A 24475-nucleotide genomic window follows, 5' to 3' on the forward strand; every position below is an offset into this window, starting at 1 on the left:
AATACAATTGAGATGAAAGAAGGAAATGTCATGAAAAAATCGACAATCATTCTTCCTTTTCTGGGACTGATACTCAGCACAGGGCTCATCGGATGCATCGGCGGGGAAACTTTTTCTGAAAGTGCCGGGACCCAGGAAGCGTCTACGAATAGCGATAACAGCCAGGAGGAAGAGAGCGCCGATACCTCCAGTGATCAGAAAGGGGAGACGCAGCCTCAGGGTGGGAAGGAATCCTCCGAAACGTCATCAGAGCAGTCCCCTGAAGGTGTGCGTCAGGAATTGGTGATGGATGAAGACCAGATTTTCCTGCCGTCCAGTTTTCCCGGCCACTCAACTGAAAATGTGCTCGTTTCTGTAGCTTCCAACAATGATCAAACCTATAGCGTGCAGTACCAGACCAGTAATGGAGAGCCTCTCGTGCATGTTACAGGTTCACGGTTTGCCAGTAAACAGGAAGCAGTGGAGGAGCTGGAGTCTTTTCAAAACGGGAAAAAGGTAGGGCCATTCGAGCAGGGAGGGGAGGATCTTGGCTATGGTATTACCGGGTACGGCGAGGGTGCTGCGGGAAGCCAGTACTTCAGCTGGGAGGAAGGTAATTGGCTTTTAAGTCTCTCCTCTGCGACTGAAGACGAAATTGATCATCCGGCAGTCGCCCGGGAGATCGTGGAATATCTTGAGAGCCATACCCTCCCGGCTCCAGGTGAACTGGGCGTGGTGGATATCCATTATGACCGGGGAAGCGAAGACGTCACCGTGGATATTCGCTGGCAGGACGGCAGGATGGTGTATGAATTAAGAACCGGACATACCCCACTGGAAGCAATGCAGATGGTAACGTCCATGGAGAAATAGATGATTACTCATATTTCCTCCATAAGACAAAAATACTCCCCCCTAAGTAAAACAGACGATTTATTTCATCTGACTCCTTAGAGGGGAGCATATTATTGCCTGGAGAGTGTCTTTAACAGATTTTTAAAAGCACACTTCAGAAGCCCTCCCGTATTGACGTCTTCCTTTACCTGTCATCCTTATACACTATTCGTGACGTTGAAGAAGCTGAGCCTCCTGCCGTTTTTGAACTGCGTAGGCATACGTGCCTTCGTATTTTTGCAATACTCCGGAGTCCAGCCAGTACGTAACCGTAAAGAGCTGGTTCAAAAAATATCGGTCGTGTGAGATCGTGATAATGGTGCCGGGAAACTGCTTCAACGCTTCTTCCAGCGCTTCCTGGGATTCAATATCCAAATGATTGGTCGGCTCGTCGAGCACAAGAACATTGATATCTTCATACATCATCTGAGCGATTCGCAGACGGGTGCGCTCGCCGCCACTCAAATCGTGCGTCCGTTTGAACACATCGGCACCGTAAAACAGAAACTGGGCCAGAATATTCCGGGCCTGACCTTCATCCACACGGGCCGTCTCGCGAAAGGCCTCTAGAACTGTGGCGGAAGCGTGAAAAGTTTCCATATGCTGCGTCATTCGCCCAAAACAGACGTTGCTGCCGATATCTATGATGCCTTTATCAGGTTTGATTTCTCCGGTGAGAATCCGCATTAGCGTAGTTTTGCCGGAACCATTGGCCCCGACGATCGCGACCCGTTCACCCATCCGGATATGCATATCGATCGAATGAAACAGTGTCCTTTGGTCCCACTCTTTAGCGATATCGACCATGGTCACTACATCATTGCCAGTACGCTGGGATTGGGCGAGCTGCACACGCATGGACGGGCGGTGCAGCAGGGGCTTGGGGAGCACTTCCATTTTCGCCAGTGCTTTTTCCATGCTTTTCGCCTGGCGATGCATGCCGGCGTTGGGCGGGTTGGCCCGATTCGCCCATTCCTTCAATTGCTTGATGCTTTGCTTCATTTTTTTAATTTTCTTTTGCTGGTCCTCGTACTGCTGAAACTGCCGCATCAGGTTTTCTTCTTTTGTTTGGACGTACGCATGATACGGGGACTCGTACAGGGTGACCGACTGATCCTCCACATCGGCGATTCGTGTAGCGGTATCGGCCAGCAGCGAACGGTCGTGTGAAACGAGGACCACAGTTCCTGGATAATGATGAATATACTCCGTCAGCCATTCGAGTGCAGCTACATCCAGATGATTGGTTGGCTCGTCCAAAAGCAGAACGTCCGGCTGTCGAAGAAGCAGGCATGCAAGCCCGACCTTGGTTCGTTCGCCGCCGCTTATCGTGCTCCAGGCCGATGTCAGCTGGTGCTCGATGCCGAGGCCGGCACTCACGCTCCGCATTCGTCTTTCCATTTCATAGCCGCCGGCATCATGAAAGGCGTCCTGTTTCATTCCGTATTGATGCATCACTTGCTCCAAATGTTTTGGGTCATGGAGATCCGCCATTTGCTGTTCCAGAACGCGCAACTCCTGCTGGAGCTTGTAAAGATCGTGAAATTCACGCTGCAGGACATTGGCCACTGTGGTTTCATCGTTTTCTACCGGTCTTTGTCTTAACCGTCCCACGGTAAAGCCTTTTTTTCGGGACACCGTTCCCTGATCAAGTGGGGCTGAGCCGTCCATTACCCGCAGCAGGGTAGATTTTCCACTGCCGTTGCGGCCGACAACGCCGAGGCGGTCGCCCTGATAAACCTCCAGATGCATCTGCCGAAGGACGGTATCGCCGCCCTGGATGATTGTTCCGCGTTGAATGCTGAGTGCTATCATGATTATTCCTCCTGGTTGACCACCAGGAAGATGGTTTCGGCACATCAAAAAGAGCCGAAGAAACGTCTTCGACTCTTGAGTCTGTCTGCGTGGGACAGGATCAAAGGTGAACGTCTCTTCCTAGTGGTCGTTATTTGCCATGGTCTGTACCGTCTGTTGGACATACGTATCCCCTGGGAGAAAAACCATCGCAAAAACGGAACGGCACAAATACATAAACCGGTCGAGTGCCGAACCACTATGAGAAATATTCACCTTAATCCCTCCTTCCAATTTTTGTATTATTACTGTACCATGTTCATCAGCAGAGAGCAATAGTCCCGCGCACATAAAGCATTTTCTTATAGAGACGGTCAAAGATAAAGTGGATGATTTTCTCGTCCGGAAGCAGGAAAAAAAGCGGGAAAATCGGAGAAGAAAGGGAATAACAGTCCTTGTCCTGCTCGGGGTGACCGCTTTGTTTTATCTGGGTTCACATCTGTTCGGCTACAGCACAGAGACCTTTGAAGCCATTACGGATACGCTGAGCCGTCACGATTAAAAAGCAGTGAACGCAAGAGCCTCCAGGTAAAGAAATGGGGCTATATTTATTAACTTGATTTAATCAATCCGTCAACAAATACAACAAAGGGGAGAACTGGTATGAACGCATCTTTATGGGAACAGCTTCGTACACTGAGCATTCAGGAGCCCAAAACCCTGGAGCAAATGGCTTTAAAGCTTTCGGAGGAAGCGGGCGAAGTCGCCGAAGCGGTGCTGGCGTCTTCGGGCGCCAGTGGAAGTGAGTACAAACAGGCGTCCCGAAATCATATAGATGAAGAATGCATCGATGTCATTTTGGTAGCTGCCGCGATGTTTTATCAATCCGGTCATGACAACGCTCATATGGAGGAGCTGCTGCAAAAGAAAATGGAGAAATGGCGGACCCATATGGCGAAGCGGGAGGTTTAGTTTAAAAACGAAAAAAGCAGAAATTGGCTGCTGACAAGCAGGGTGCGGACATAATTTCCGGGCCCTGTTTTTATCTACATATTGTTTTAATGCTACAGGGAACCTACATGCAAAAGAATTATTGCTTAAGATTTGTATAACGTATTTGAAGGTTCACGAATTGCCACTCCAAAAGGCATAAACCATGGCCGCAAGCAGAGCCGGTGAAACCCCCACAGCTATTTCCTCCATGCGAGTTTCCACCGCAGCGTTCCAAAGAAAGCCTGTACGCTTCGTTTCTCCGACACACTCATTTTTCACATAAATATGACCCTGGCCGTTCCACTGCATTTGAATAGTCACGTCCGGCAGGTGGTTCATGCCAGAGAGTGTTACCGCGTATTTATGCTTGAATACGTGCAGGCTTGTCATATCTGCGGTATGCATTTGGTTTTGAAAAACGTGCCAGGAGTGTCCTTGGTCAAATAACTGCTGAACGATGGCGTAACGATCGGATGCTTCCATGACGATGTTAACGTCGTGAACAGGACTTCGGGAAGGGCGGTCATTCCGAGCGTGAAACCAGCGGTGCATCGAGCCGATTTCTGTTTCCCGATCGTACACGGAAAGGGGCTGCGTTGATGCCCCCCATAAAGGATGCGAATACGTTACTAGCATGGCGGATTCTCTCCTTTATGATTGTTATACAGATAAAATTTTTATATTTTTCTCTAAACGGTTAGTGGTAAACAACAGGCGTACGCGTAAAGTTGAAATCACTGCTTCTACAAATGAAAGTAGTAGCCTGCTGCCATAAAAACGAAAAAGCTGTTGGCCATCAGAAATGTTGGTAGAAGCAGCCACCACAGACGGCCAATCACAGCGAGAACAAAGCCAATAGCACCGAAGGCCTGGCCAATGATCCAGTAGCTGAACCCGTAATCCCAAATAAAGTTGGGCAGCCACGAAGCCAGGCTCAGAAGCAGACATAAGGAGCTCCATTTGCGAAGCGTGCGACGGTGCATGAATAAGCCTCCTCCCAAAATTCCAACACATTGTAATAATGCAAGTGAATTTCATTTTCGGGTGTTTGGGAAAAAATTGCAACTTGGACTAGAAGGAGAAGTTTTAAGAAGCAGAGATATAAGCAAATAAGCTTGGCTGCGGTTGCAGTTCTGGAAAGATAAATAGTACAATTCAAATAAATAGGAATAATTTTACATAAATAGTTTTTTCAGGTTCTGATCAGACTGAAACAGTAAGTGAGAAGAGTAAGAGAACGGACGTGTATATAGGAGGAGGCAACATGAAATTTCTCCAGGTTATGAAAGGGTTACTGACGATATGGATTGCCATTCACAGTTTGAGTGTGATGGTTTTATTAATATTATTGCTGCTTGCAGTTCCCGGTACCGATTTTCCTTTAAGCTCTGTCGGATCATTGATTGCGGGAATATTGGGATATGCTGCTGTCGAGTATAAATTAAGGCAAAAGAAAGAAAACCAAAAGGAAAACGTGCAGGAATAGCAATATTAAAATACAAAAGCGCGAGGGGGCTTTACTTGAGCCTCGGAGCTGTAAAACGGGAAAAAACCAATAGCAGCATGTACATCTTTATAATTTTTAAGCAAGTAAATATTCAAAGGGAGTGAAGAATCCATGCAGCTTTTTTGGTTTTCCATGCTGTCATCATTTTTTATAGTATCGCTGGTTTTTCCATTTCTGGTGCCGTTAGTGGCTGTACCGTTTATCTTTTTATTCAATAAACGAATTAAAGCAAAGCATTGATCTATAGAAAAGATGTTAACTGGAAAGCTCCAGGAAGGTAAAAAATGTTTGGAAAACCCCGAGCAGCAGCATGTCGTCATGTTCTTTGGAGCTTATCTCAATTTCATGCCTGGAAACCGGACTGAAGCGCTCGGTATGCGCTTCTACTACCGTTTCGTCGCGCGCATATCCATACGTCTTCGCAGACAATTTGACTGATTCAAAAACAATGCTCTGCTCTTCACCTAATTCAAGCCACATCGTATCCTTCGACACGTCGAGTTTGGTTTTTAACAGGCCGATAGTATCTCCATTATGATACACATCCCATTTTGTGCCAATCAGGTTTTTATGTAATGGCTGCTGATAAAAGCTGTAATTGCTCCTGGTCTCACTGCTTTTGACGGTAATATTAAATACACTTGTAGAGCCGTTCATGAGCGCTCCCAGGCCCTGCGTGAGAAATCGTTGCCACTTACTGTTATAAAAAAGGTTAACCGTGTATCTTTGCTTATTCTCTGCATCGGAAACAACCGACTCCTGTTGAGAAGTATTGATAAGATGTTCGCGGTAAAAATATGTCGTCATGCGGTCCTCTCCCTTTTTTTTAATAATCATTTTGTCTTTGGTGGTGCTAATAATGATAGTATGGGCAGCCATATTGATTTTAGGTTTCGTATTTTACTTTCATCTGAAAAAAGGATCTTCAAACAGTTTTAAACCAACCAATCAGACGCTGCGCTCTCTTGTAATAGCTTTTATTATTGTGAATCTGGTAGTAATGATTCTCTTCAACGATGTTCCGCACACGCCATTAACCTATTTTGTGCTTGGTGCAGGAACAATGGCTGTTATAGGTATTGTAGTAGAGATTATGTTGGCTTATACAAAGAAACATGGGAAAAACACATAAGACTGAAGATAGGAGTTTGTTCATTTATGGTAAAATTAGTTATAAATGTAATTTAAATGGTACCATAAAAAGAAAATGCAAGACACACCATACGTTACAAAAAAAGGAGGATAGCGGGCAATCAATGAAATGGACAATGAAGGATACACGTTTGTTTATTATATATATAATCGTTGGCTCTGTGTATGTATGGTTATTTAACCTCTTTTCAAGCCACCACCATTCATACCTTTCGTTGCTGGGGATAGGGGTTTTGTACGTGTACTTTACTAAGCTGCTTACAAAACTGGAAAAGAAAAAGCGTACCTAACACGACTTATTTTCACTTTATTGTAGTAAAGGAGGTAGCTTTATTTATACGTCAAATGCGTACAATGTCGCTCTTGTGCTCAATCTCATCTGCGGCGGACTAATCACTCTTTTTATGACCGGTGCTTTTATCACGGGCTTTATTGCGGAAGGAGACGGGCAAAACCTATGGGGCTATCTGACTCCGGTCGCTTTCGTCCCTCCAGTGCTGACAGCCGTTTACACGTATAAAACAAAGTCGAAATGTCTTTTCTGGCTCACTATTGCGCTCTGCTGGATACTATCCATTCAATCGATACGCGTAGCAAGCTTCATTCGTGAGTTTGTTCTTTATTTTCAATAAATAGAGGAAGGCAGCTGAAAAGAGAGGGGTAGTTCGATGTATACTTCCAGATGGCGCACATTAGTATTAGTTTTACATATTGTCTGGAGCGCTGTGTTTACTTATTTTATGAGTGCCAGCGTGTGGAACGATGCTATTCCTGAAGGGAAATGGGAATATATTGTTCCTTTTCACTTTCTGATTCCATTACTTGTAGGAATTTATACATTAAAGACGAGGTCCAAATGTGGATTTGTGTTCACCATCGCTGCCTGCTGGCTGTGTCCTTTTTTGTCGACTCAGGTTATGTGGTTCATTGAAGGCTTTTTTCGATAGGGGGGTTGAAGGTGGAGAGGGCCTATAAGCGAACACTTATTATTAATGCTGTTTTAAGCTATTTTCTTGCGGCAGGTTTAACCGGGCTTTTAGCTGGCGGGCCCTTTACCGATCAGGAAAGCGATAACCAGCTGTTTTATTTAGGTATGGCCGGTTATGTCGCTGTCTTAGCCGTTATCGGCTTTGCGTTCTACAAACGCACCGAATTTTGGCGAACGTTTGGAATTATTTCCTGTTGGACATTCCCGGTTATTGGGCTGGGAATAGCTTTTGTCATTTCTGTGGCGCAAAGCATAATGTAGCTGAGCAAACTGCTTTATCAAGGACAGGAACTAAATTTGTTTAGAATATTTACCTTAAACATAAATTTAGGGGGACAGATTTATTTATTCTTCTAATGTTTACACGATAGTTTTGACTATCAATATCGGACTAACTGGTTTATTTATGTTTCTTATAACATCTGTCGTCACTTCAGCAGGAAACGATGGCGTTTATTTATTCGGTTTTACCCTTCTTATAGGCTGGTGGATAGCATTATTAATGACCATCCGTGCTATTAAGAGAAAATCGAAGCTCAGGTTCTTCATTGTGTTGACAGCCGTGTGGGTACTTCCGATTATAAATATTTATATTTTTGGGTATCTGCAGGATTATTTCCCCCAAAGATAGAGAGTGTATTGGATGAAGGAAATTGCGTCCGGGGATAACATTGAAGCTTACAGATTCGTCAATCTTCTAGTAGAGAAAATGCATGCGGTGTTAGGCAAAAATTTAACAGGATTGTATCTGCATGGTTCTTTGGCTTTAGGAGGGTTTCAAGATCATAGTAGTGACATTGACCTGATTGGAATAACAGAAGAGCCTATGGCGAAGGGGGATGCTGAAAAACTAACAATGATGCTGTTAGCTTATTCCGCTCATCCTTTTCCAGTCGAAATTAGTTTTTTGAATAAAAACCAACTAACAGATTGGGTTCATCCCAGCCGTTTTGATTTTCATTTCAGTGAACAATGGAGAAACTATTTTGAATCACAAGTTTCAGAGTTTAATGCTTTTATTTTTCAAGATATGAAAGATGAGGATCTGGCTGCTCACCTTAAAGTCATCAACCATAGAGGAATTTGTTTGCTGGGAACGCCTATTAACGAAGTTTTTCCCCTGATTCCGGATCGACACTATGTTTCTTCGATATTAGGAGATTTTAGAAGTTGTCTGGAGAACATAGAACGGGAGCCTGTATATTGTACGCTAAATATGCTGCGTGTATACCGATATCTGCGAGATTATCAAATATCTTCAAAACTAGAAGCCGGAAAGTGGGCACAAGATCATTTGCCTGAAGTGTATAAAGAAACCATTCAACTTGTTATTAATCGTTATCTACTTGTAAATAACAATAAAGAAATTGCCACTGAGGAATTAACTTTCTTAAAAGAACATATAAAAGCAAAGACAAAAAAATTAATAAGTCGATATTAGTTGGAAATTGAAAACACATGTGATTATAAAATTTAAAAGTACTTATCAAAAAGTGGAAAGAGGTAATGCCAGCAAATAGTAGTAGATAGGCTGGTCGGTCGTGAATGTTTTTTGGCTTTATTTATTTATCCCAAACTCTATGTTCGTGTGAACAAGGGGGATAGTTAGAGCAGGAGACGTTAAAACACGGTAATAAAGCTTCTTTCATTATTAAATTAATAAGGCTTTTAGACGCTCACATATCATATCAATATCTAAGTTTGTCGCATCAATCGTGATGTCTGAACTTTCCTTTAATTGCGGAAGGACTTGGTAATAATTATGTATTATCTCTTTTCGTTCCTCCAATGTTTTTCCATAATTGTTTGTAGTTCTAGTGTCTATTCTTTTCAATAATTCGTTATGTTCTACCGTTAATAGAACCACTAGGTCTACGTATTTATAAATTTGATATTGGTTAGAGTATACACCCGCAATAAACCAATCAGATTTAGGGTTTTCTTTTAAAAGTGACACTATATTATCTTTATCCAGAACCGTCTCCTCTGTATTACCACTGCCAATATTTTTGACGTAACCGTCATCAGCATCAATAACGTTATAGCCTTGATGCTTTAATTTTTCCAGACTGGATGATTTACCGACCCCGGGCAATCCGGTTACAAATACAATCGTCATTGGTGAAGGCTCCTTTTTTATTTGCTGCCAATCATTTACTTGGTGAAAGTTATCCAATTAAATAACTGGTATTTAAAAAAAACTAGTTTTCATTCAATTTTATGGGCGACGATGCGAATTCGTTGATAGTCGGCGTACCAGCCGTCACTGGTTTTAAGTTCTGAAGCGAGCTCATGATTGATGGCTGTGTAAAGCTGTTGGCCTTCTCTCTCTGTAAATTCGGGGAAAAAATTTTTGGCGAACTGATCCAGCCAGTGATTTAATCCCCGGTCTCCTTTTCCAAGGAATGTAGGTCGCGGGAAATGATGGGCGTAGCTTACGTAAAAGCCTTGTTTTTCTAAGAGATTTGTATACTCCCCGATACTTGGGAAATACCACGGAATACGCGGGTGGATATCTATCTGGAAGTGCTCGGCCATAACAGTGGAAATGCCCCGTATGATGGCAGCTACATTTCCCTTGCCGCCAAACTCGGCTGTCAGCCGTCCCCCGGTCTTTAATACGCTGTAGATGGAAGCCAGCACGCATTCGGGCCGCTTCATCCAATGAAAAGCAGCATTAGAAAATACAGCGTCGTAATGATCAGAGTAAAAGGCGGATAAATCTTCTGCATCAGCGATATAAAAAGACTGGTTTGGGTATTTGCTTTTGGCCCGGCTGATCATCTCGGAAGAAGAATCAATCCCGCTTACATAGGCACCGGCCCGTGCAATATCCTGCATCAGATCCCCAGTGCCGCATCCTATATCCAGAATATTTTCTTTTGGCTTCGGCTGCAGTAATTCGATGACATTCTGGCCGAAACGGGAGACAAAAGCGGCTTGTTGATCGTAGTGTTTGGCATTCCAAATATGAGTGTTCGACATAAAATAGCTCCTTTTATAATGGATAAAGATTTATGTGAAGTTATTTTTTCTCAATTCTACTACCGGCGCATCGAAAGATAAATAAATCTTTTTACCGGCCTAACGTATACATGTGTAATTTTTTATAGAAATAAACAGTGGCGTTTTAATAAAAATGAAGGCTTTAATCAGTATTTTTTGCAGAAGCCTTTAAGATGAAATAAGGAGAAATGGGTGATGTTAAGTGGGAATGGACTTCCACAACTCAAATAATTCTAAAACATACGCTACCAGAGAAGCAGACGTATCGTGGTATGAAGCTATGCAGGCGATCCTGCCTTTGCATGATATCTCTACAGCTTTAGATATTGGCTGCGGCGGAGGCATTTATACGAAAGCTCTTGCCGATATGGGCATTAAAACAGTTATTGGCGTTGACTTTTCAGAGACGATTCTTCATGGAGCGAGAGAAAACGGGCTGAATTATCAGAACATCGATTTTGTGAAAGGCAATGCGCTAGATACGAAGATACAAGCCAACAGCTATGATTTATTACTTGAAAGAGCATTGATACATCATATAGATGATTTACCTTCCTGCTTTGCTGAAGCCTATAGGCTCTTGAGAAATAATGGAACATTCGTGATCCAGGACCGAACACCTGAGGATTGCTTATTAGAGGGAAACGAACATCATATCAGAGGATTTTTCTTTGAAGCGTATCCGGAACTAGGAGAAAAAGAAAAGAAGCGGAGACACAACAACGATTACGTCATAGATAGACTGAAGACAGCAGGTTTTAAAAGTATTGAAGTAGTCAAACTATGGGAAACACGTGCTGCTTACAGCAATAAACAGTCATTGCTCGAGGATTTGAGGAAACGGACTGGAAGAAGTATATTACATGAATTAACTGAGAAGGAACTAGCAAAATTGGTTCAATGTATTGATCAGGCTTTGCCTGAAAATACAAACATCGTTGAAAAAGACAGATGGACGATTTGGAAAGCGAAAAAATGAAAAAGCAAGCAGGGGTTATTACGATGCAGGATAGAAAAAACATGTTCATACTGCTTATTGGGGTGATGGTTCTATTGGCGGGATGCCTAAGCGATGATAAAAGCAGCACCGCAACCAATGAAAGTCCAAATATTGCTGAAGCCGAACTATCCTACACCCAGGATGGAAAAGAGGTTGAAGCCAGTTTTATCGCTGAATGTCTTCCGAGGGGGCTGCTCACTTACTGGCCTTTTATGAGCAGCGGGGATATCGGTTTATTGAATACGCTGACTGGGATGTCACCAACTACCAGAGCGTTGTGCTGAGCAAAACGTTATAGCAAAAGGGCACTGATTTTTGCATAAAAAAAGCAGAGCGCTAGCGTTCTGCTTTCCGGGAGACGTGTACATAGAGTGTTCTATGACGTGTCTTTTGGTTATTATTCACTGTCTAATCCGTTTTTCTTATAGACGTACATAAATATGCCCAATGTGAGGACAAGCCAGGCGAGAAGAACGCTGGTGTCTGTGATGTTCCACTGGTACTCCGTGCTCGAAGACAGCGTTTCGGCCAAATTGGCCAGCACCCCGCTGTACGTGTAATTCAATACTTCCGCAAACGTCTCATTGAATACTTTGAGCACCGGAGTCGAGGTGAAAAGAACTAAAATAGGCGTGCTGACGAGCGTAGCCTGTGCCTGGTTTTTAGCGAACACACCAATAATGTAGCCAATCACAATACTGATCAGAGTGGCGAGGGTCGTAATCACCAGATACGTGAACAGCGGAATGTCTCCAAGAGAGACACCGCTCGCGGGAACGAGCAGAATGTTGGTGGCTACCAGGATTACGAGGATCGGAATCATGCTGCCAATGAAATATTCGGGCCCTCTCACCGAAGACGTCATCAACACGCGCAGCGTGTGTTTTTCTTTTTCTTCCGCGATCGGGGAGCTGCTCATGGAGATACCGGCAATCGCAATATTAAAAATCAGGCCAAAGCTGAGCAGAAACCCTTCCGTGGAAAACGGCATCGCTGTTTCGTTTGTATCCACCTGCGGCATGAGATTTCCCATTACTATGACAAAGATGATGGCAAAAACCGGGGTGAAAATGATGCTCATATTGCTTACAATTAGTCGTAATTTCAATTGAAGCACCGCGCTTATTTTCCGGAACGATACACTCACACTAATTCCCTCCCCGTCACTTCAAGAAATACCTTTTCCAAATTCGGTTCATTGGAATGAATCGTTGCAACGTCGTCGCCGGTCAGCCAGCGGTTAAGCTTCTGGATCGCTTCGGCGGTATGGGGCAGCGTCACTTCCTGACCATCCCTCAACAGCACCTGGTACCGTTTATCCTTATTGTACTTGAGTGTCAGCGCCTTAGGCGAATCATGCTCGACAATCAGGCCGTCATTCAGGAGTGCCACATGATCACACAGCTTGGTCGCTTCGTTCATATTGTGCGTCGTCAAAAAGATGGCTGTGCCGCTGTCTCTTATTTCCATCAGCAGGGCATGAATGGATTCGGTGGTGACCGGGTCGAGCCCGCTGGTCGGCTCATCCAAAAAGAGCATTTTCGGCTGGTGCAGCATCGCTCTGGTCAGAACGAGGCGCTGCTTCATTCCCTTCGACAGCTTGCTGGCCAGCTTATGTTTCTCCTCATACAGACCGACCTTTTTAAGGAGGACATCAATGCGTTTTTTGTCCACCTTCAACAGCTTCGCGAACGCGCTCAAATTATGATACACGCTCAGCCTCTCATACACCCCGCTGTTATCAGTCACAATTCCCAGCTGCTCGTAGATGCTTTCGTCAATGCGTTCCACAGGGTGCCCCAAAACGAACGCGCGGCCGGAGGTTTGGGCCAGCTGACCGGTCAAGATTTTAATCGTCGTTGTTTTGCCCGATCCGGACGGGCCCAAAAATCCAAAGATTTCGCCTGCACGAACGGAGAAACTGATGTCTTTTAAGGCGGTTTCGCCTTTGAATTTTTTGGATAACTGATTCACCTGGATGAATTCCTGTTCCATCTGTCTTCACTCCTTCGGTTGTGATTCAAGAGGGGTCTTCGTTCAATGCCCCTTTCTTAAGCTCAACTTTACTGGAGTTCGGCAGAAAAGTCGTACATATCCCGTGAACAGTAACGGCCAAACGCTCAAATGTACCAAAAAGAGGCTGAAATCATCTCATTTCAGCCCCAAATGTACGTTAAAATTCCATTAATGCTTTCATTTCCTCCAGGCGGTTCCGGGACAGCGGCAGCTTGAGATTGGTGTTTCCCTTCAACACGAGCGTATAGCTGTTTTTGGAATAGCTCACGAGCTCCGAGACCCGCTGCAGGTTAACCAAATACGAGCGGTGGCAGCGGAAGAAACCGAAATTCGTTAATTTTGCTTCCAGCTCGTTCATCGTCAGGTCAGTCGGAAAGTGTTCCTCTCCGATGCGAATCGTGCTGACGCTGTTAACGCTTTCGATAAAATCAATCTCATTCGGACTGAAAAAAATAGTTTTGTCCGCCATCCTGCTGGACACTTTATATACCTTGTTAGGCTTTGGATCCGGATCGTTTGTTTCTGACTGCGTAGAAATACCGCTGTCGGCAAGGTCGGTTTTTTCCAGACCGGTGTAACGGTTGTAGCGGTACACATCGTTGCTTAACAGTAACAGCTCCTCCAAAAATGTGGAGGTGCAGACAACGGCCGTGTTTTTCGAGCGAAGATGATCCAATGCCTGTAGATATAACTCAATGCCTTCGTCTGTCGCATTGCTTAACGGACTTTGGATTAAAAGCAGCCTGGGCGAAAACAGGAACATCCGAAACAGGCTGATGCGTTTTTTCTGATCCAGCGACAGGCGGCTGATTCTTGTGTGCCAAACGTCGGATAAGGAAAAAACGCCGATAAATGTTTCCAGAGGCTCCTGGAAATCAGCAAGCTTTTTAAAGATATTCAGATAGCTGGAGACCGTTAATCCCTCATACAGTGCATCCTCTGTTAATTCTGTTACGATGGCACTGGTTTCTATTTTTACATCTCCGCTCGAGGGAGCGAGTTCCCCGGAGAGAAGTTTAAAAAACACGAGGCTCTCGTGGTGAGTCATTTTAATTCCTATTTGAGATTTCTCTTCGATCGTTAAGGTCAGGTTCTTTAAAACAGTACGATCGTTCTCCTGCTTCATGACATTTTCAAGCGTTAATAAGGGCAAAGAGGCCACTCGCTTTCGTATGTGATTTAGGGGTATTTTTCAAAGGATTTAGCACAAACACCTACAGCTTTTGAATATGGGTATCCTTAAAGCCGGAGGGATACTTCAGGCCGTACCCGAGCATTCGGTCCAGGCCAATATGAATGATCCAGATGAGGCTGATAAGCACCGGCCATTCGAGAGACAGAAGGTAGCCTGAAAATAAAAGCAGCAGGGGAAGGATATACGTATGAGCGGCGTTATAGACATAAGCGCCTGTCCTTGAATTGACAGCATATCCGATCATGGAGATATCAGGCAGAAAAAGCAGCAGCAGGAAGAGAAGCCAGGAGTAGCCATTGGAAAAATACAAAGCAGAACCCAGAGCGGAAACATAAAGCCTTCTGTTTTAATCAGTCTTTGGTTCATTTTCCTCGTCTCCTTTTTACTCCTCAGACCGGATAGAGATAAACCTATCATATAACGATTTGCCCGAACAGCCAATTGGTGAATCGCTTAAATGCTTAAATACATACCGGAGACTGCTGATCAATGTGATTGTATTTACGTAAGCGTAGTTTAGAAGTTCGGGCTTAAAGGCATTAGCTGTCGAGGGGGAGGCAGCCGTGAAGATGGGCCTGGAAAAGCGCAAAGCTTAATTCTCCGTCAGAAAACGTATTGTTTTTAACTTTATGGATGCATTCGGTAATGGGAAGAGAATATACCTGAATGTTTTCGTGGTCTTCGAGCTGCTGCTCATGCTGAAGATTCACGTCCTCGGTAAAGAAAACGTGGGTGCGGTCGTTACTTCGCCAGGAGGCCGGAAGCATCGTTCCTAAATAACTTAAGTGTTCACATATGTATCCTGTTTCTTCAGCCAGCTCTCTCCGGGCGGCTTGCACGAGTGTTTCGCCCGGTTCCACTCCGCCGCCTGGCAGCTGCACAACCACAGCGTCGACCGCCGGACGGTATTGCCTGATAAGAAGAAAAGCGTCTTCTTTTTTGGCCAGAACAACGACACCGTCCGGTTCGTCCAGCGTAATGTACTTTCTGCCCCGTTGATCCGATATAACGTGCTCGCCCTGTTCCTGCTTCTCATCCATGATAACTGCCTCCGTTTATTAGTTAGTGGTGATACATTATCTTAAAAAGTGGTATTCGATTTTTTTCATAGAAAGAGATTTTTTCTCACTCTATGTACTGTAAAAAGTATCGTGGAAAACCATCACTTACAAACAAGATAACATTTTATTACAATTGCAAGGAAAACATCTGTATTTACGTGTCGACAAGATCATAATTAAAGACATGAGGTGAAGAAAGCAAGTGATTGAGGCAGGGTGAAATGTTTCAGCTTCTCCATCAGCTAGCCATCGTCATGACTTGTGAAATGTTAAATGAAAAAGTTGACATATCGAATTAACTCGATATACAATGCTGGTTATGGACCCAATAGATCTGTTTAAAGCACTTTCAAACGAAACCCGTCTGAAGATTCTCTGGTGGCTGAAGGAACCGGAAAAGCATTTTCCTAAACAGCAGGCCCACCTGCCGAAGGAGGTAAGCATTGAAGGGGGCGTCTGCGTGGGAGATATTCAGGAAAAAGTGCAGGCTTCCCAGTCCACGGTGTCGCACTATCTGAATATGATGCAGAAGGCCGGACTGCTGGAATCCGTCCGCTACGGCCAATGGACGTACTACAGACGAAATGAAGACACACTTCAACGGCTGGCGGAGTATCTGAAAACAGAAATCTAGTCATTCAGGTTTCTGTTTTTTTATGGCCCATTAAATCGAAAAATCTAGATATTTAATTATAATGAAATGAATTGAGGTTGAAAAAATGAGTGTACATGAACAGGAAAATCATTTGAGCCGCAAACAAAAGGTGTTGGCGTTTACGCTGACGCTGCTGACGTTTGTGATGGGAACGAGCGAGTTTGTTATTGTCGGGCTGCTTTCAGAAATCTCCTCCGATCTGGGCATACGCCTGGCCACGGCAGGAACGCTTGTGTCAGGGTTCGCGATTGCCTATGCGATCGGTACGCCGGTATTAACCGCCTTTTTGAGCCGGTTTCCTAAATACAGAATTATGATTATGCTGATCATATTGTTTATCGCTGGCAATGTGGTCAGCGCCTTGGCAGGCACGTACGCAGTGCTGCTGTTATCAAGGATTGCTACGGCGATGGTGAGCGGCGTATTAACGGCCCTCGCCATGTCGGTCGCAGGGGACACGATGCCGGCGGCCAAAAAGCCGGCGGTGATCGCTTCCATTTTTGCCGGTTTTACGATCGCCAACGTGCTGGGCGTACCTCTGGGGACGTTTATCGGCCAGCTGTCGAACTGGCAGGTAACGTTCTGGGTGACAGCGCTTCTCGGGGTCGTGGCGCTCCTGATTAGTTTAGGGGTTCTTCCGAAAGATATAAAAAGTGAAAAAAGCTCGATCAAGGACCAGGCTGCCCTTTTTACACAGCCGCGGATTCTGTTAGCCTTCTTGATTCCTATTTTCGGTATCGCCGGCACGTATACGATTTATACGTATATCACGCCTATTATTGAAGACGGGCTGTCGATCTCGAGCAGCTATGTGAGTGTCGTGCTTCTCGGCTACGGTGCTTTTTCGATTTTCAGTAACGTATTGGCAGGAAAAATTGCCAGCCGTAACGGCATCTCGAGGCTCAGGTATGTATTCGTTGTTCAAAGCGTGGTGCTGCTTTCGCTCTATTTCACCATGGCCTCCACCATTGCCGGTTTAATCAGCATTATGCTTATCGCGGTCATGATTTATGCCATGAACGCCACCATCCAGCTGTATTTAATGAACCTCGCGGAATTGTATTCTCCTTCCGCGAAAGACCTGGCGTCTGCGCTGACGCCTGTTGCGGTAAATGTCGGGATCGCTTTGGGCTCTGCGGCGGGAGGAGTCGTAGTAGCAGCGGGAAGCATTGCGTTCCTTCCCTGGGCCGGCGGCTTTTCCGCCCTGATAGCTGCAGGATTGGCTTCGTTAAGCTATGTTCTGGATAGGAAGGAAGCGCGAACTCGGACAGTAAGTATTTCATCCGAATAAAGACGGCATATATTACTAAAAAGCATCTCTGGCAAAAAAAAACAGAGATGCTTTTTTTGATTGGAAGCTGCAGCAATAGGTATAATAAAGCTAAACAATGAGCTGTGAAAGGCGGAGAGGAATAATGCAAAAAACAAATCAGAACGGCGGTAAAATGAAAGCTGTACAGGTGGTGGGCTATGGCGGCCTGGATAAGCTGGAGCTCGCAGAGGTTCCTGTTCCGGAGCCTAAGGACGGGGAAGTACTGGTCAAAGTAAAGGCATGTGCAATTAATAACACGGAAATCTGGATGAGGGAGGGAGCTTACGGAACCGGGAAAGACTCCGGCTGGCGGCCGGAGGGCGTCCAGTTCCCGCGCATTCCCGGATCAGATATCACTGGGGAGGTCGTGCAGGCAGGGAGCAGGGAAAACGAAGATCTGCTCGGTAAACGGGTAGTATTGTTTCCGTTCACCTCCAGCGGCGAGCCTGGTTATGAGCATATTTCAGAGGATATGTCTTTTATAGGCTCAGAATACGATAGAGGCTACGCTGAATATGTCGTATGGCCGGCTGAGCTGTGCTTTGATATGCCGTTATCCAGCTATTCAGACAGTGCCGCGTTCTCGGTGAGCGGACTGACGGCCTGGCATATGGCCCGGCAGGTGAACATCCAGCCGGGGGAAACGATTATGGTTACGGGAGCCAATGGCGGCGTCGGCTCGTTAAATGTGCAAATTGCCTCAAAGGTGTTTGGAGCCAGAGTGATCGCCCTCGCAGGAAGTTTCGAGCATGAGGAAAACCTCAAAGCATTAGGCGCTTCCCTGGGGCTATCTTACAAATCCGATCAGCTTCAGGAAGAGATTTTGGAGTGGAACGGTGGACCTATTGATGCAGTGTTGGACGTTGTTGGAGATGCGCTGTTTTCCCTGTCCCTTGACGTGCTGAAAAAGGGAGGCAGATTTTGTATCTCCGGATCTGCCGGCGGACAGATAACTACGCTTGATTTACGGACGCTGTACTTAAAGCATATTACAATGTATGGTTCTGTCCTGGGCACAAAAGCAGAGTTTAAAGAGTTGATAAACGCTGTTTCTGATGGACGGATCAAGCCGGTCATCGATAAATATTTTCCTTTAGAGGAAGCAAGAGAGGCTCAGAGATACTTTAAAAATAAAGGCAAAGCAGGAAAAATCGTTCTGCTTCCTGATACGCCCATTGTCCAGTAAACAGGAAACAGTATAGAAGTTGATCGTGTTTGGGCCAATTATCGTCTAATCCCGTGGAAGTATAAAGAAAAAACCCGAATCATACACGCTGTTTTTTCGTGTTAATGGTTCGGGTTTTAATTTATTTTTTCTCATTACAATCTGCTAAAAGTCATATTGGCTTTCCCGTATTTGTTCAAAGGTCTGCGAGAGGACAACGGTATCCTCCGCTAAGCGGTCCAGACGGTCGAGCACATCGGTATTAATAATTTCTTTCTGATGAAAGTCTTTTTCTTCAATAAATACATACGTCTGAACGATTTGGGCCTTCATATAGGACAAAATCGGCTTAAGCTGCAGATCTGCAACTAAATAATGCTTAGGCGACCCGGCGGTGACGAGCATACTCACTGTTTTGTCACGAAATGCATCAACCGGCAGCAGATCGAATACGTTCTTTAAAGCTCCTGGAATAGACGCCTGAAAGATGGGCATGCCGATAATAACAGCGTCTGCTGCCATCAGCTGTTGGGTGACATAGCCGGTGTCTCCTTCGTAGTCGAGGTAATGGCGGCCGTCGCTGAACAGCATCGAGTATTCCGCCAGATCAATCACCTCGGTTTCAATATCAGGATATCTCTCATTAACCTTTATTATAGCTTTGTTCATGGCCGTTCTCGTTTTGGAACCGACCTGTGAGCCGGACAAGCCAATTAGTTTCATTTGTTATTCTCCTTATTTTTGTGCCGTGTATTTTTTAACAGCCGGCAGAATGGTATCCCCGATCAGTTCGATATTTTTTCTTATTTTATCCATTGGCATCCCGCCGAAATCAATCTGGGCAATGTAGCGCTGATGCCCGAATACTTCATGCTGGTGCAGTATTTTTTCGATAATTTCCTGGGGACTGCCCGTGTTCATAATATTATGCGGCTCGGCCCCCTGGGCAAACAGCTGCTTCGGGAAGCCTCCACCGTTGGTGCGCTTCATGCCTTCATTAATGTGGGGATACAGGTCCTTGAGCGCCTGCTGGGTTGTCTCGGCTGCGTAAAAGAAGCCAGCTGTGGCCACCGGCAGCTCCGCCGGATCATGGCCGCCGGCACGGGCTGCATCCCTGTAAGCATCAACGGTTTGTTTAAAACGGTCCGACGATCCGCCTAAATGAGCCATAAACATAGGAACCCCGGCATAACCGGCTTTCATCGCGCTGGCCGGTGTTCCGCCGACGGCACGCCAGATGGGAAGCGACCCCTCCGCAGGGCGGGGGAGCACTTTGGCATTCGTTAACGGTGCCCGGAATTCTCCTTCCCAATTTATATTTTTCTGTTCATTGATCTGCCGAAGCAGATCAAATTTTTCTTCATACAGGGCCTCATAATCGCGGACATTATAGCCCAGCAGGTCAAACAATCCAACTCGGGAGGCGCGTCCTGCCACAAGCTCGGTGCGTCCTTTGGAAATCAAGTCAATGGTGGCGAAATTCTCGTATACCCGGACAGGATCCGAGGTGCTGATGATCGTGGAGGAGCTGCCGATTTTTATTCGATTTGTCGCCTGGGCAATAGCTGAAAGAACAACCGCGTGGGCCTGGGTGGCGAAATATTCCTGATGGCTTTCCCCGATGCTGAAGAAATCCAGTCCCGCCTGTTCAGCAAGCGTGGCGTATTCGATTAATTCATGAATCCGGTCCTGGGCTGATATTCTCTCTCCCGTATGCGGATCGGGCAGATGATCTCCCAGGGTATAAATGCCAAATTCCAGTCCATTCTCCGGATGAATGCGATATTGTTTCATAACGTAAAGGCCACCTTTTTTTATTTTGTCTAATGCTATTATAATTAATACCCAACACATTAGTAAGTACGTACATCAAAGTGGCATAGTATAAAAAAGGGTACCTGGAATAGAAAATTTTCCCGGGCTGTCGATCAAAATCATCAAAACAGCTATCCGGACGATGGAAAGGACGACGCGTTCCATCAGCAAAGTAAGAAAAACTCCGGTTTTTATGGGGCCGTTTTCCAGTTAAGAAGGTTATAAAAAAGGACAGGAGGGAATGGTTGAATACCATCTTTAACGATAGTAAGGGTGTCTTCTTCAAAAGGAGACAGAAGGTGTGGAAGAACACGGTTATCCTGAAAAACAAGGAGGAGAAATATGGCTCATTATCAACGGATTTTAGTAGGAATTGATGCTGTCGAGATTCCCACCTATACAGTGTTCGACGAGGCAAAGAAAATGGCGGCCGACCACGGGGCCACATTAATCATAGCTTTTGTGTTCGATCAAAAAAGGTATGCAACGCTGCAGCGCATGGACCCCAAGGGGATTGAACAATTGCGGACGAAAGCCGCTCTGTATCTCGAAGCTTGTCAGCAGGCGGCGTGGGCTCATGGAATTGAGAATGTGGAAACAGTTATGGATTCCGGGGTTCCGAAGAAACGATTAGCGGTCGATTTAGCTAACCGTTACCAGGCGGATGCTATTATTGTAGGCGAAAGCGGTGGTACGCGGTTCGAACGTCTGATGTTTGGCCACACGTCTAAAGCCATCCGCCGAAAAGCAAACTGTGATGTGCATGTAGTGCAAAACAGCTGAAAGGCGTCTTAGATATAAGAATAGAGAACGTTCTATATTGGGGTAAACAAAGAGACGCTCCCGCATGGAAGCGTCTTTGTTTTATCCTGCTATCCAGCCGTTAAACAAAAATCAGCCATAAAGCGAATGTAACAAAAATCGCGGTCACGCCCTGAATCAGCGTTCCCGTAGTCTGCGCCTTGTACGCCTGAGTGACCGACATGCCGCTGAACTCCTTGACGACCCAGAAGTAGCTGTCGTTCACGTGGGAGACGACCATAGCCCCTGCGCCAACAGCCATGACCACGAGCGCCAGCGGCAGGGCTCCTTCGATGCCCAGCTCGCCCAAGAGCGGTGCGACCAGCGACGAAGTGATGACAAGCGCCGCAGTGGACGAGCCCTGGGCAGTTTTCAGAGCGGCCGCAATCAGGAACGGGATAAAGACAAAGATGGCACCGGCGAAGGCTTCATTGGCGGCGACGCCCTCGATGAACTGGGCCACCGGCGTTGCCGTAATAACCGAGCCGAAAGCGCCTCCTGCGCCGGTGATCAGCAGGATCGGCGCGGCTTCTTTAATGCCGGTCCCTACCCATTCCGTCAAGGTTTCCTCATCGTATTTGGGCAGGAGACTAAATGCGGACAGAAGGCCGATCAAAAGAGCCACTGCCGGTGCGCCGAGAAAAAGAAAAACCTCAAATAGCGGTCCCTGCCAGCCGGCAAACGTAATGACCGAGCTGAACCCGATGAGAAGAATCGGCACCACTATCGGGGCAAAGGACTTGAGAGCCGAGGGCATTGCCCCAAATTCGTTTACGATGGCATTATAGTCGAACGAATGGTCATCCTCGCCTTCGATATGTATGTTAGTTCCTGCCTTCATGGCCCACAGATAGCCGGCCATGATGGTTGGAACAGCTACAACAATACCGATTAAAATGATCGTGCCCAGATAGTCTTCCGCTCCAATATTTCCGGCAGCTGCGATTGGTCCGGGCGTTGGAGGCACGAGAGTATGAGTGGCAAACAGCCCTGTGGACAAGGCGATGGCCATGGAAGCGACGGTGACCTTCGCTCTGCGCGCAAGAGCCTTCTTCAAGGACGACAATATAACGTAGCCGGAATCGCAAAAGACGGGGATACTGACGATGCTTCCAATTACACTCATGGCGAGCTGGGGCCTCCGTTCCCCTACAAGACGCAAAACGACCTCCGCCATGCGCAGCGCTGCCCCGGATTTTTCCAGAATCACTCCAATGATCGTTCCAAACACAATCACCAGCCCGATGCCGCCCATCAGATCCCCGAATCCGCTGTTCACAGCCTCTACCACGTCAGGAAGCGGGAGCCCTGCGGCAATGCCAAGACCAAAGGCAGCAATTAACAGGGACAAAAACGGATGAAGCTTTAATTTCGCTGTGGCAAAAATAACAAACAGCACTCCCAGCGCGATTACTACAATCAGACCGAAGCCTTCCATTCGATCACTCCTTTTTAAAATTTTATTGCCAGAGCTGAAAATACATATACCAATATCTCTCCATTATATGGGAAAGACAGCGGTCAAAGAAGGGTATAAAAGGAAAAATCAGTGAATTATAATCCCGTGACTGTATTAAAAAAGCAGACGAACCAAGCTCAGAAGTAGGCGCGTCTGCTTGCTATTTTTATTAATTAACGCCCCGCATCAATCGCTGAATCAGCGGAGACAGAGCTAAGAGAAGGGCGCCCAATAGAATAGAAGCGCCTCCGATCACTCCGAAATAAACGATCTCCGAGTCGGGGGAGTAAAACTTCACAATTTGCGCGTTAATCGCCTGCGCGGAGGCATTTGTTAAAAACCACAGGCTCATCGTCTGGGCAGAGAAGGCAACTGGCGCGAGCTTTGTGGTGGATGAAAGGCCGACGGGAGATAAACAGAGCTCCCCGAGAACGACAAGGAAAAAGCTGAGCACGAGCCACCATGGGCTGACGAGAGACGACGTGCCATTGATGACGGCAGGAACAATCATGACTAAAAATGACAGTCCGGCAAAAAATAAGCCGAAGGCGAATTTTTTAGGAGTGGAAGGCTGGCGGTCGCCCCATTTCAGCCAGAGCCAGGCAAACAGCGGTGCAAGAAAGATGATAAACAGCGGGTTGAGCGACTGAAACCAGGAAGACTGCAGTTCAATGCCAAAGGAGCTGAGCTCTGTCCGCTGATCGGCATAGCGTGCAAGAATCACTGACCCCTGCTCCTGAATGGCCCAAAACATCATTGCAGCCACAAACAAAGGAATGTAGGCGAGCAGCCGGGACTGCTCTGTCGCCGTAGTCTTCGGGCTTTTATACATTACGATAAAGTATATCGTAGGAATAACCACCCCGAGAATACTGATAAGAAAGATAAAGCTATCAATGGTCAAAATGCCGAGGTAGCTTGAAGCGGCACCGAGCAGGCCAAGAATAATGATGCCAATGCCCAGGCGGCCGGCGACGGTTTTTCTCTCCGCTTTGGATAACGGGTTCGGAACATTGGTTCCGGCGAGCCCAAGGTATTTCTTTTTGGTGACAATAAATACGATCAGCCCCGCGAGCATTCCCACAGCGGCAATACCAAATCCAAGATGGAAATTGTAGCTCTGGCCGACGGTGCCGACAATTAACGGGGCGATAAACGCACCCAGATTAATACCCATGTAAAAGATACTGAAGCCGGAATCTCTCCGGTTGTCTGTTTCGCTGTATAAATCTCCAACCACGCTCGAAACGTTCGGCTTCAACAGCCCGGTCCCGATAACGATCAGAAACATGCTGACAAATAATGCCTGCACGCCTCCGGGGAAGGAAAGGGCTACGTGCCCGAGCATAATGAGGATGCCCCCGTAAAAAACGGTGCCTGTGCTGCCAAGCAGCCGGTCGGCAATCCAGCCGCCAATAATCCCTGACATGTAAACGAGCGACCCGTAGATGGCCATGATCGAAGCTGCTGTTCCTTCGTCCAGGCCCAGGCCCCCGTTAGAAACTTCGTTATACATGTAAAATAACAGAATGGCCCGCATTCCGTAGTAGGAGAACCGTTCCCAAAACTCCGTGAAAAATAATGTGAACAGCCCTTTAGGATGGCCTAAAAAACCCTTTTGAGGGACACTGTCCAAAATCTCCTGCTTGCTTTTCCCATTCATGATTTAATCTCTCCTTGATG

General features: G+C 46.1%; 30 protein-coding genes. 14 read left to right on the plus strand and 16 right to left on the minus strand.

Annotated features, from left to right (window positions below; translation table 11 throughout):
* The first annotated feature begins 30 nt into the window (after positions 1-30).
* Positions 31-852, plus strand: coding sequence for a hypothetical protein (locus SIC45_RS06365; RefSeq protein WP_319631468.1), 822 nt, complete (start codon positions 31-33; stop codon positions 850-852).
* Between the two features lie 186 nt (positions 853-1038).
* Here the strand turns inward: SIC45_RS06365 and abc-f are convergent, their stop codons facing one another.
* Together abc-f and SIC45_RS06375 are read right to left on the minus strand one after the other, a co-directional pair.
* Positions 1039-2688: a ribosomal protection-like ABC-F family protein gene (gene abc-f / locus SIC45_RS06370; RefSeq protein ID WP_319631469.1), complete on the minus strand. Its 1650-nt coding sequence runs from the start codon at positions 2686-2688 to the stop codon at positions 1039-1041.
* Between the two features lie 120 nt (positions 2689-2808).
* Positions 2809-2943, minus strand: a complete 135-nt coding sequence (locus SIC45_RS06375) for a hypothetical protein (protein WP_298785451.1) — start codon at positions 2941-2943, stop codon at positions 2809-2811.
* 109 nt (positions 2944-3052) lie between these two features.
* Between SIC45_RS06375 and SIC45_RS06380 the strand changes: the two genes are divergently transcribed.
* Together SIC45_RS06380 and SIC45_RS06385 are read left to right on the plus strand one after the other, a co-directional pair.
* Positions 3053-3229: a hypothetical protein gene (locus SIC45_RS06380; protein WP_319631470.1), complete on the plus strand. Its 177-nt coding sequence runs from the start codon at positions 3053-3055 to the stop codon at positions 3227-3229.
* 101 nt (positions 3230-3330) lie between these two features.
* Positions 3331-3639 carry a MazG-like family protein gene (locus tag SIC45_RS06385; protein WP_319631471.1) on the plus strand — a complete coding sequence of 103 codons (309 nt, stop codon included), beginning with the start codon at positions 3331-3333 and terminating at the stop codon, positions 3637-3639.
* 153 nt (positions 3640-3792) lie between these two features.
* Here SIC45_RS06385 and SIC45_RS06390 read toward each other — a convergent pair whose 3' ends face one another.
* Positions 3793-4296, minus strand: a complete 504-nt coding sequence (locus tag SIC45_RS06390; protein WP_319631472.1) for a hypothetical protein — start codon at positions 4294-4296, stop codon at positions 3793-3795.
* 107 nt (positions 4297-4403) lie between these two features.
* A complete protein-coding gene (locus SIC45_RS06395) occupies positions 4404-4643 on the minus strand; it encodes a hypothetical protein (protein WP_319631473.1) in 240 nt (79 codons plus the stop codon).
* Positions 4644-4924: 281 nt separating this feature from the next.
* Between SIC45_RS06395 and SIC45_RS06400 the strand changes: the two genes are divergently transcribed.
* Complete coding sequence (locus SIC45_RS06400; protein WP_319631474.1) at positions 4925-5146, plus strand: hypothetical protein; 222 nt, start codon at positions 4925-4927, stop codon at positions 5144-5146.
* Positions 5147-5422: 276 nt separating this feature from the next.
* Here the strand turns inward: SIC45_RS06400 and SIC45_RS06405 are convergent, their stop codons facing one another.
* Positions 5423-5974 carry a hypothetical protein gene (locus tag SIC45_RS06405; protein ID WP_319631475.1) on the minus strand — a complete coding sequence of 184 codons (552 nt, stop codon included), beginning with the start codon at positions 5972-5974 and terminating at the stop codon, positions 5423-5425.
* 52 nt (positions 5975-6026) lie between these two features.
* Between SIC45_RS06405 and SIC45_RS06410 the strand changes: the two genes are divergently transcribed.
* From SIC45_RS06410 to SIC45_RS06425, 4 genes are all read left to right on the plus strand, one after another.
* Complete coding sequence (locus SIC45_RS06410; protein ID WP_319631476.1) at positions 6027-6299, plus strand: DUF1516 family protein; 273 nt, start codon at positions 6027-6029, stop codon at positions 6297-6299.
* A 688-nt stretch (positions 6300-6987) separates the two neighbouring features.
* A complete protein-coding gene (locus tag SIC45_RS06415; protein ID WP_319631477.1) occupies positions 6988-7266 on the plus strand; it encodes a hypothetical protein in 279 nt (92 codons plus the stop codon).
* 11 nt (positions 7267-7277) lie between these two features.
* Positions 7278-7568, plus strand: a complete 291-nt coding sequence (locus SIC45_RS06420; RefSeq protein WP_319631478.1) for a hypothetical protein — start codon at positions 7278-7280, stop codon at positions 7566-7568.
* 382 nt (positions 7569-7950) lie between these two features.
* A complete protein-coding gene (locus SIC45_RS06425) occupies positions 7951-8748 on the plus strand; it encodes an aminoglycoside adenylyltransferase domain-containing protein (protein WP_319631479.1) in 798 nt (265 codons plus the stop codon).
* 210 nt (positions 8749-8958) lie between these two features.
* On the opposite strand, the gene SIC45_RS06430 is transcribed toward SIC45_RS06425, so the two are convergent.
* Together SIC45_RS06430 and SIC45_RS06435 are read right to left on the minus strand one after the other, a co-directional pair.
* A complete protein-coding gene (locus SIC45_RS06430) occupies positions 8959-9426 on the minus strand; it encodes an AAA family ATPase (protein WP_319631480.1) in 468 nt (155 codons plus the stop codon).
* Between the two features lie 89 nt (positions 9427-9515).
* Complete coding sequence (locus SIC45_RS06435; RefSeq protein WP_319631481.1) at positions 9516-10292, minus strand: class I SAM-dependent methyltransferase; 777 nt, start codon at positions 10290-10292, stop codon at positions 9516-9518.
* A gap of 223 nt (positions 10293-10515) precedes the next feature.
* Here SIC45_RS06435 and SIC45_RS06440 point away from each other — a divergent pair, with 223 nt between their 5' ends.
* Both SIC45_RS06440 and SIC45_RS06445 read left to right on the plus strand, forming a co-directional pair.
* Entirely contained in the window at positions 10516-11292 is a 777-nt protein-coding gene (locus tag SIC45_RS06440; RefSeq protein ID WP_319631482.1) for a class I SAM-dependent methyltransferase, read from the plus strand.
* The gene (locus SIC45_RS06445; protein ID WP_319631483.1) at positions 11289-11597 is read left to right on the plus strand and encodes a hypothetical protein; all 309 of its coding nucleotides are present in this window, start codon (positions 11289-11291) and stop codon (positions 11595-11597) included. The genes SIC45_RS06440 and SIC45_RS06445 overlap by 4 nt, the downstream gene beginning before the upstream one ends.
* Positions 11598-11710: 113 nt before the next feature.
* Here the strand turns inward: SIC45_RS06445 and SIC45_RS06450 are convergent, their stop codons facing one another.
* From SIC45_RS06450 to SIC45_RS06470, 5 genes are all read right to left on the minus strand, one after another.
* Complete coding sequence (locus SIC45_RS06450; RefSeq protein WP_319631484.1) at positions 11711-12460, minus strand: ABC transporter permease subunit; 750 nt, start codon at positions 12458-12460, stop codon at positions 11711-11713.
* Positions 12457-13308 carry an ABC transporter ATP-binding protein gene (locus SIC45_RS06455; RefSeq protein ID WP_319631485.1) on the minus strand — a complete coding sequence of 284 codons (852 nt, stop codon included), beginning with the start codon at positions 13306-13308 and terminating at the stop codon, positions 12457-12459. The genes SIC45_RS06450 and SIC45_RS06455 overlap by 4 nt, the downstream gene beginning before the upstream one ends.
* A gap of 178 nt (positions 13309-13486) precedes the next feature.
* Positions 13487-14482: a LytTR family transcriptional regulator DNA-binding domain-containing protein gene (locus SIC45_RS06460; RefSeq protein WP_319631486.1), complete on the minus strand. Its 996-nt coding sequence runs from the start codon at positions 14480-14482 to the stop codon at positions 13487-13489.
* 61 nt (positions 14483-14543) lie between these two features.
* Positions 14544-14834 (minus strand): DUF4260 family protein, encoded by a 291-nt coding sequence (locus SIC45_RS06465; RefSeq protein ID WP_413645504.1) that lies wholly within the window; start codon positions 14832-14834, stop codon positions 14544-14546.
* A gap of 229 nt (positions 14835-15063) precedes the next feature.
* Entirely contained in the window at positions 15064-15564 is a 501-nt protein-coding gene (locus SIC45_RS06470; RefSeq protein WP_319631487.1) for an NUDIX hydrolase, read from the minus strand.
* 340 nt (positions 15565-15904) lie between these two features.
* On the opposite strand from SIC45_RS06470, the gene SIC45_RS06475 reads away from it, so the two are divergent.
* The 3 genes from SIC45_RS06475 (at position 15905) to SIC45_RS06485 (ending at position 18738) form a co-directional block, all read left to right on the plus strand.
* Complete coding sequence (locus tag SIC45_RS06475) at positions 15905-16219, plus strand: ArsR/SmtB family transcription factor (protein WP_298786143.1); 315 nt, start codon at positions 15905-15907, stop codon at positions 16217-16219.
* An 85-nt stretch (positions 16220-16304) separates the two neighbouring features.
* On the plus strand, positions 16305-17531 hold the full coding sequence (locus tag SIC45_RS06480; RefSeq protein ID WP_319631488.1) for an MFS transporter: 1227 nt from the start codon (positions 16305-16307) through the stop codon (positions 17529-17531).
* 154 nt (positions 17532-17685) lie between these two features.
* A complete protein-coding gene (locus tag SIC45_RS06485; RefSeq protein WP_319632937.1) occupies positions 17686-18738 on the plus strand; it encodes a zinc-binding dehydrogenase in 1053 nt (350 codons plus the stop codon).
* 144 nt (positions 18739-18882) lie between these two features.
* Here SIC45_RS06485 and SIC45_RS06490 read toward each other — a convergent pair whose 3' ends face one another.
* Positions 18883-19440 carry an NADPH-dependent FMN reductase gene (locus SIC45_RS06490; protein WP_319631489.1) on the minus strand — a complete coding sequence of 186 codons (558 nt, stop codon included), beginning with the start codon at positions 19438-19440 and terminating at the stop codon, positions 18883-18885.
* A gap of 12 nt (positions 19441-19452) precedes the next feature.
* Positions 19453-20511, minus strand: coding sequence for an LLM class flavin-dependent oxidoreductase (locus SIC45_RS06495; protein WP_319631490.1), 1059 nt, complete (start codon positions 20509-20511; stop codon positions 19453-19455).
* Between the two features lie 363 nt (positions 20512-20874).
* Between SIC45_RS06495 and SIC45_RS06500 the strand changes: the two genes are divergently transcribed.
* Complete coding sequence (locus SIC45_RS06500; protein WP_298785470.1) at positions 20875-21315, plus strand: universal stress protein; 441 nt, start codon at positions 20875-20877, stop codon at positions 21313-21315.
* Positions 21316-21415: 100 nt separating this feature from the next.
* Here the strand turns inward: SIC45_RS06500 and SIC45_RS06505 are convergent, their stop codons facing one another.
* Positions 21416-22771: a GntP family permease gene (locus SIC45_RS06505; RefSeq protein ID WP_319631491.1), complete on the minus strand. Its 1356-nt coding sequence runs from the start codon at positions 22769-22771 to the stop codon at positions 21416-21418.
* Positions 22772-22961: 190 nt separating this feature from the next.
* Complete coding sequence (locus tag SIC45_RS06510) at positions 22962-24455, minus strand: peptide MFS transporter (protein WP_319631492.1); 1494 nt, start codon at positions 24453-24455, stop codon at positions 22962-22964.
* Between the last annotated feature and the right edge of the window lie 20 nt (positions 24456-24475).

The sequence above is a fragment of the Marinococcus sp. PL1-022 genome (genome assembly GCF_033845285.1).
Lineage (GTDB): Bacteria > Bacillota > Bacilli > Bacillales > Marinococcaceae > Marinococcus.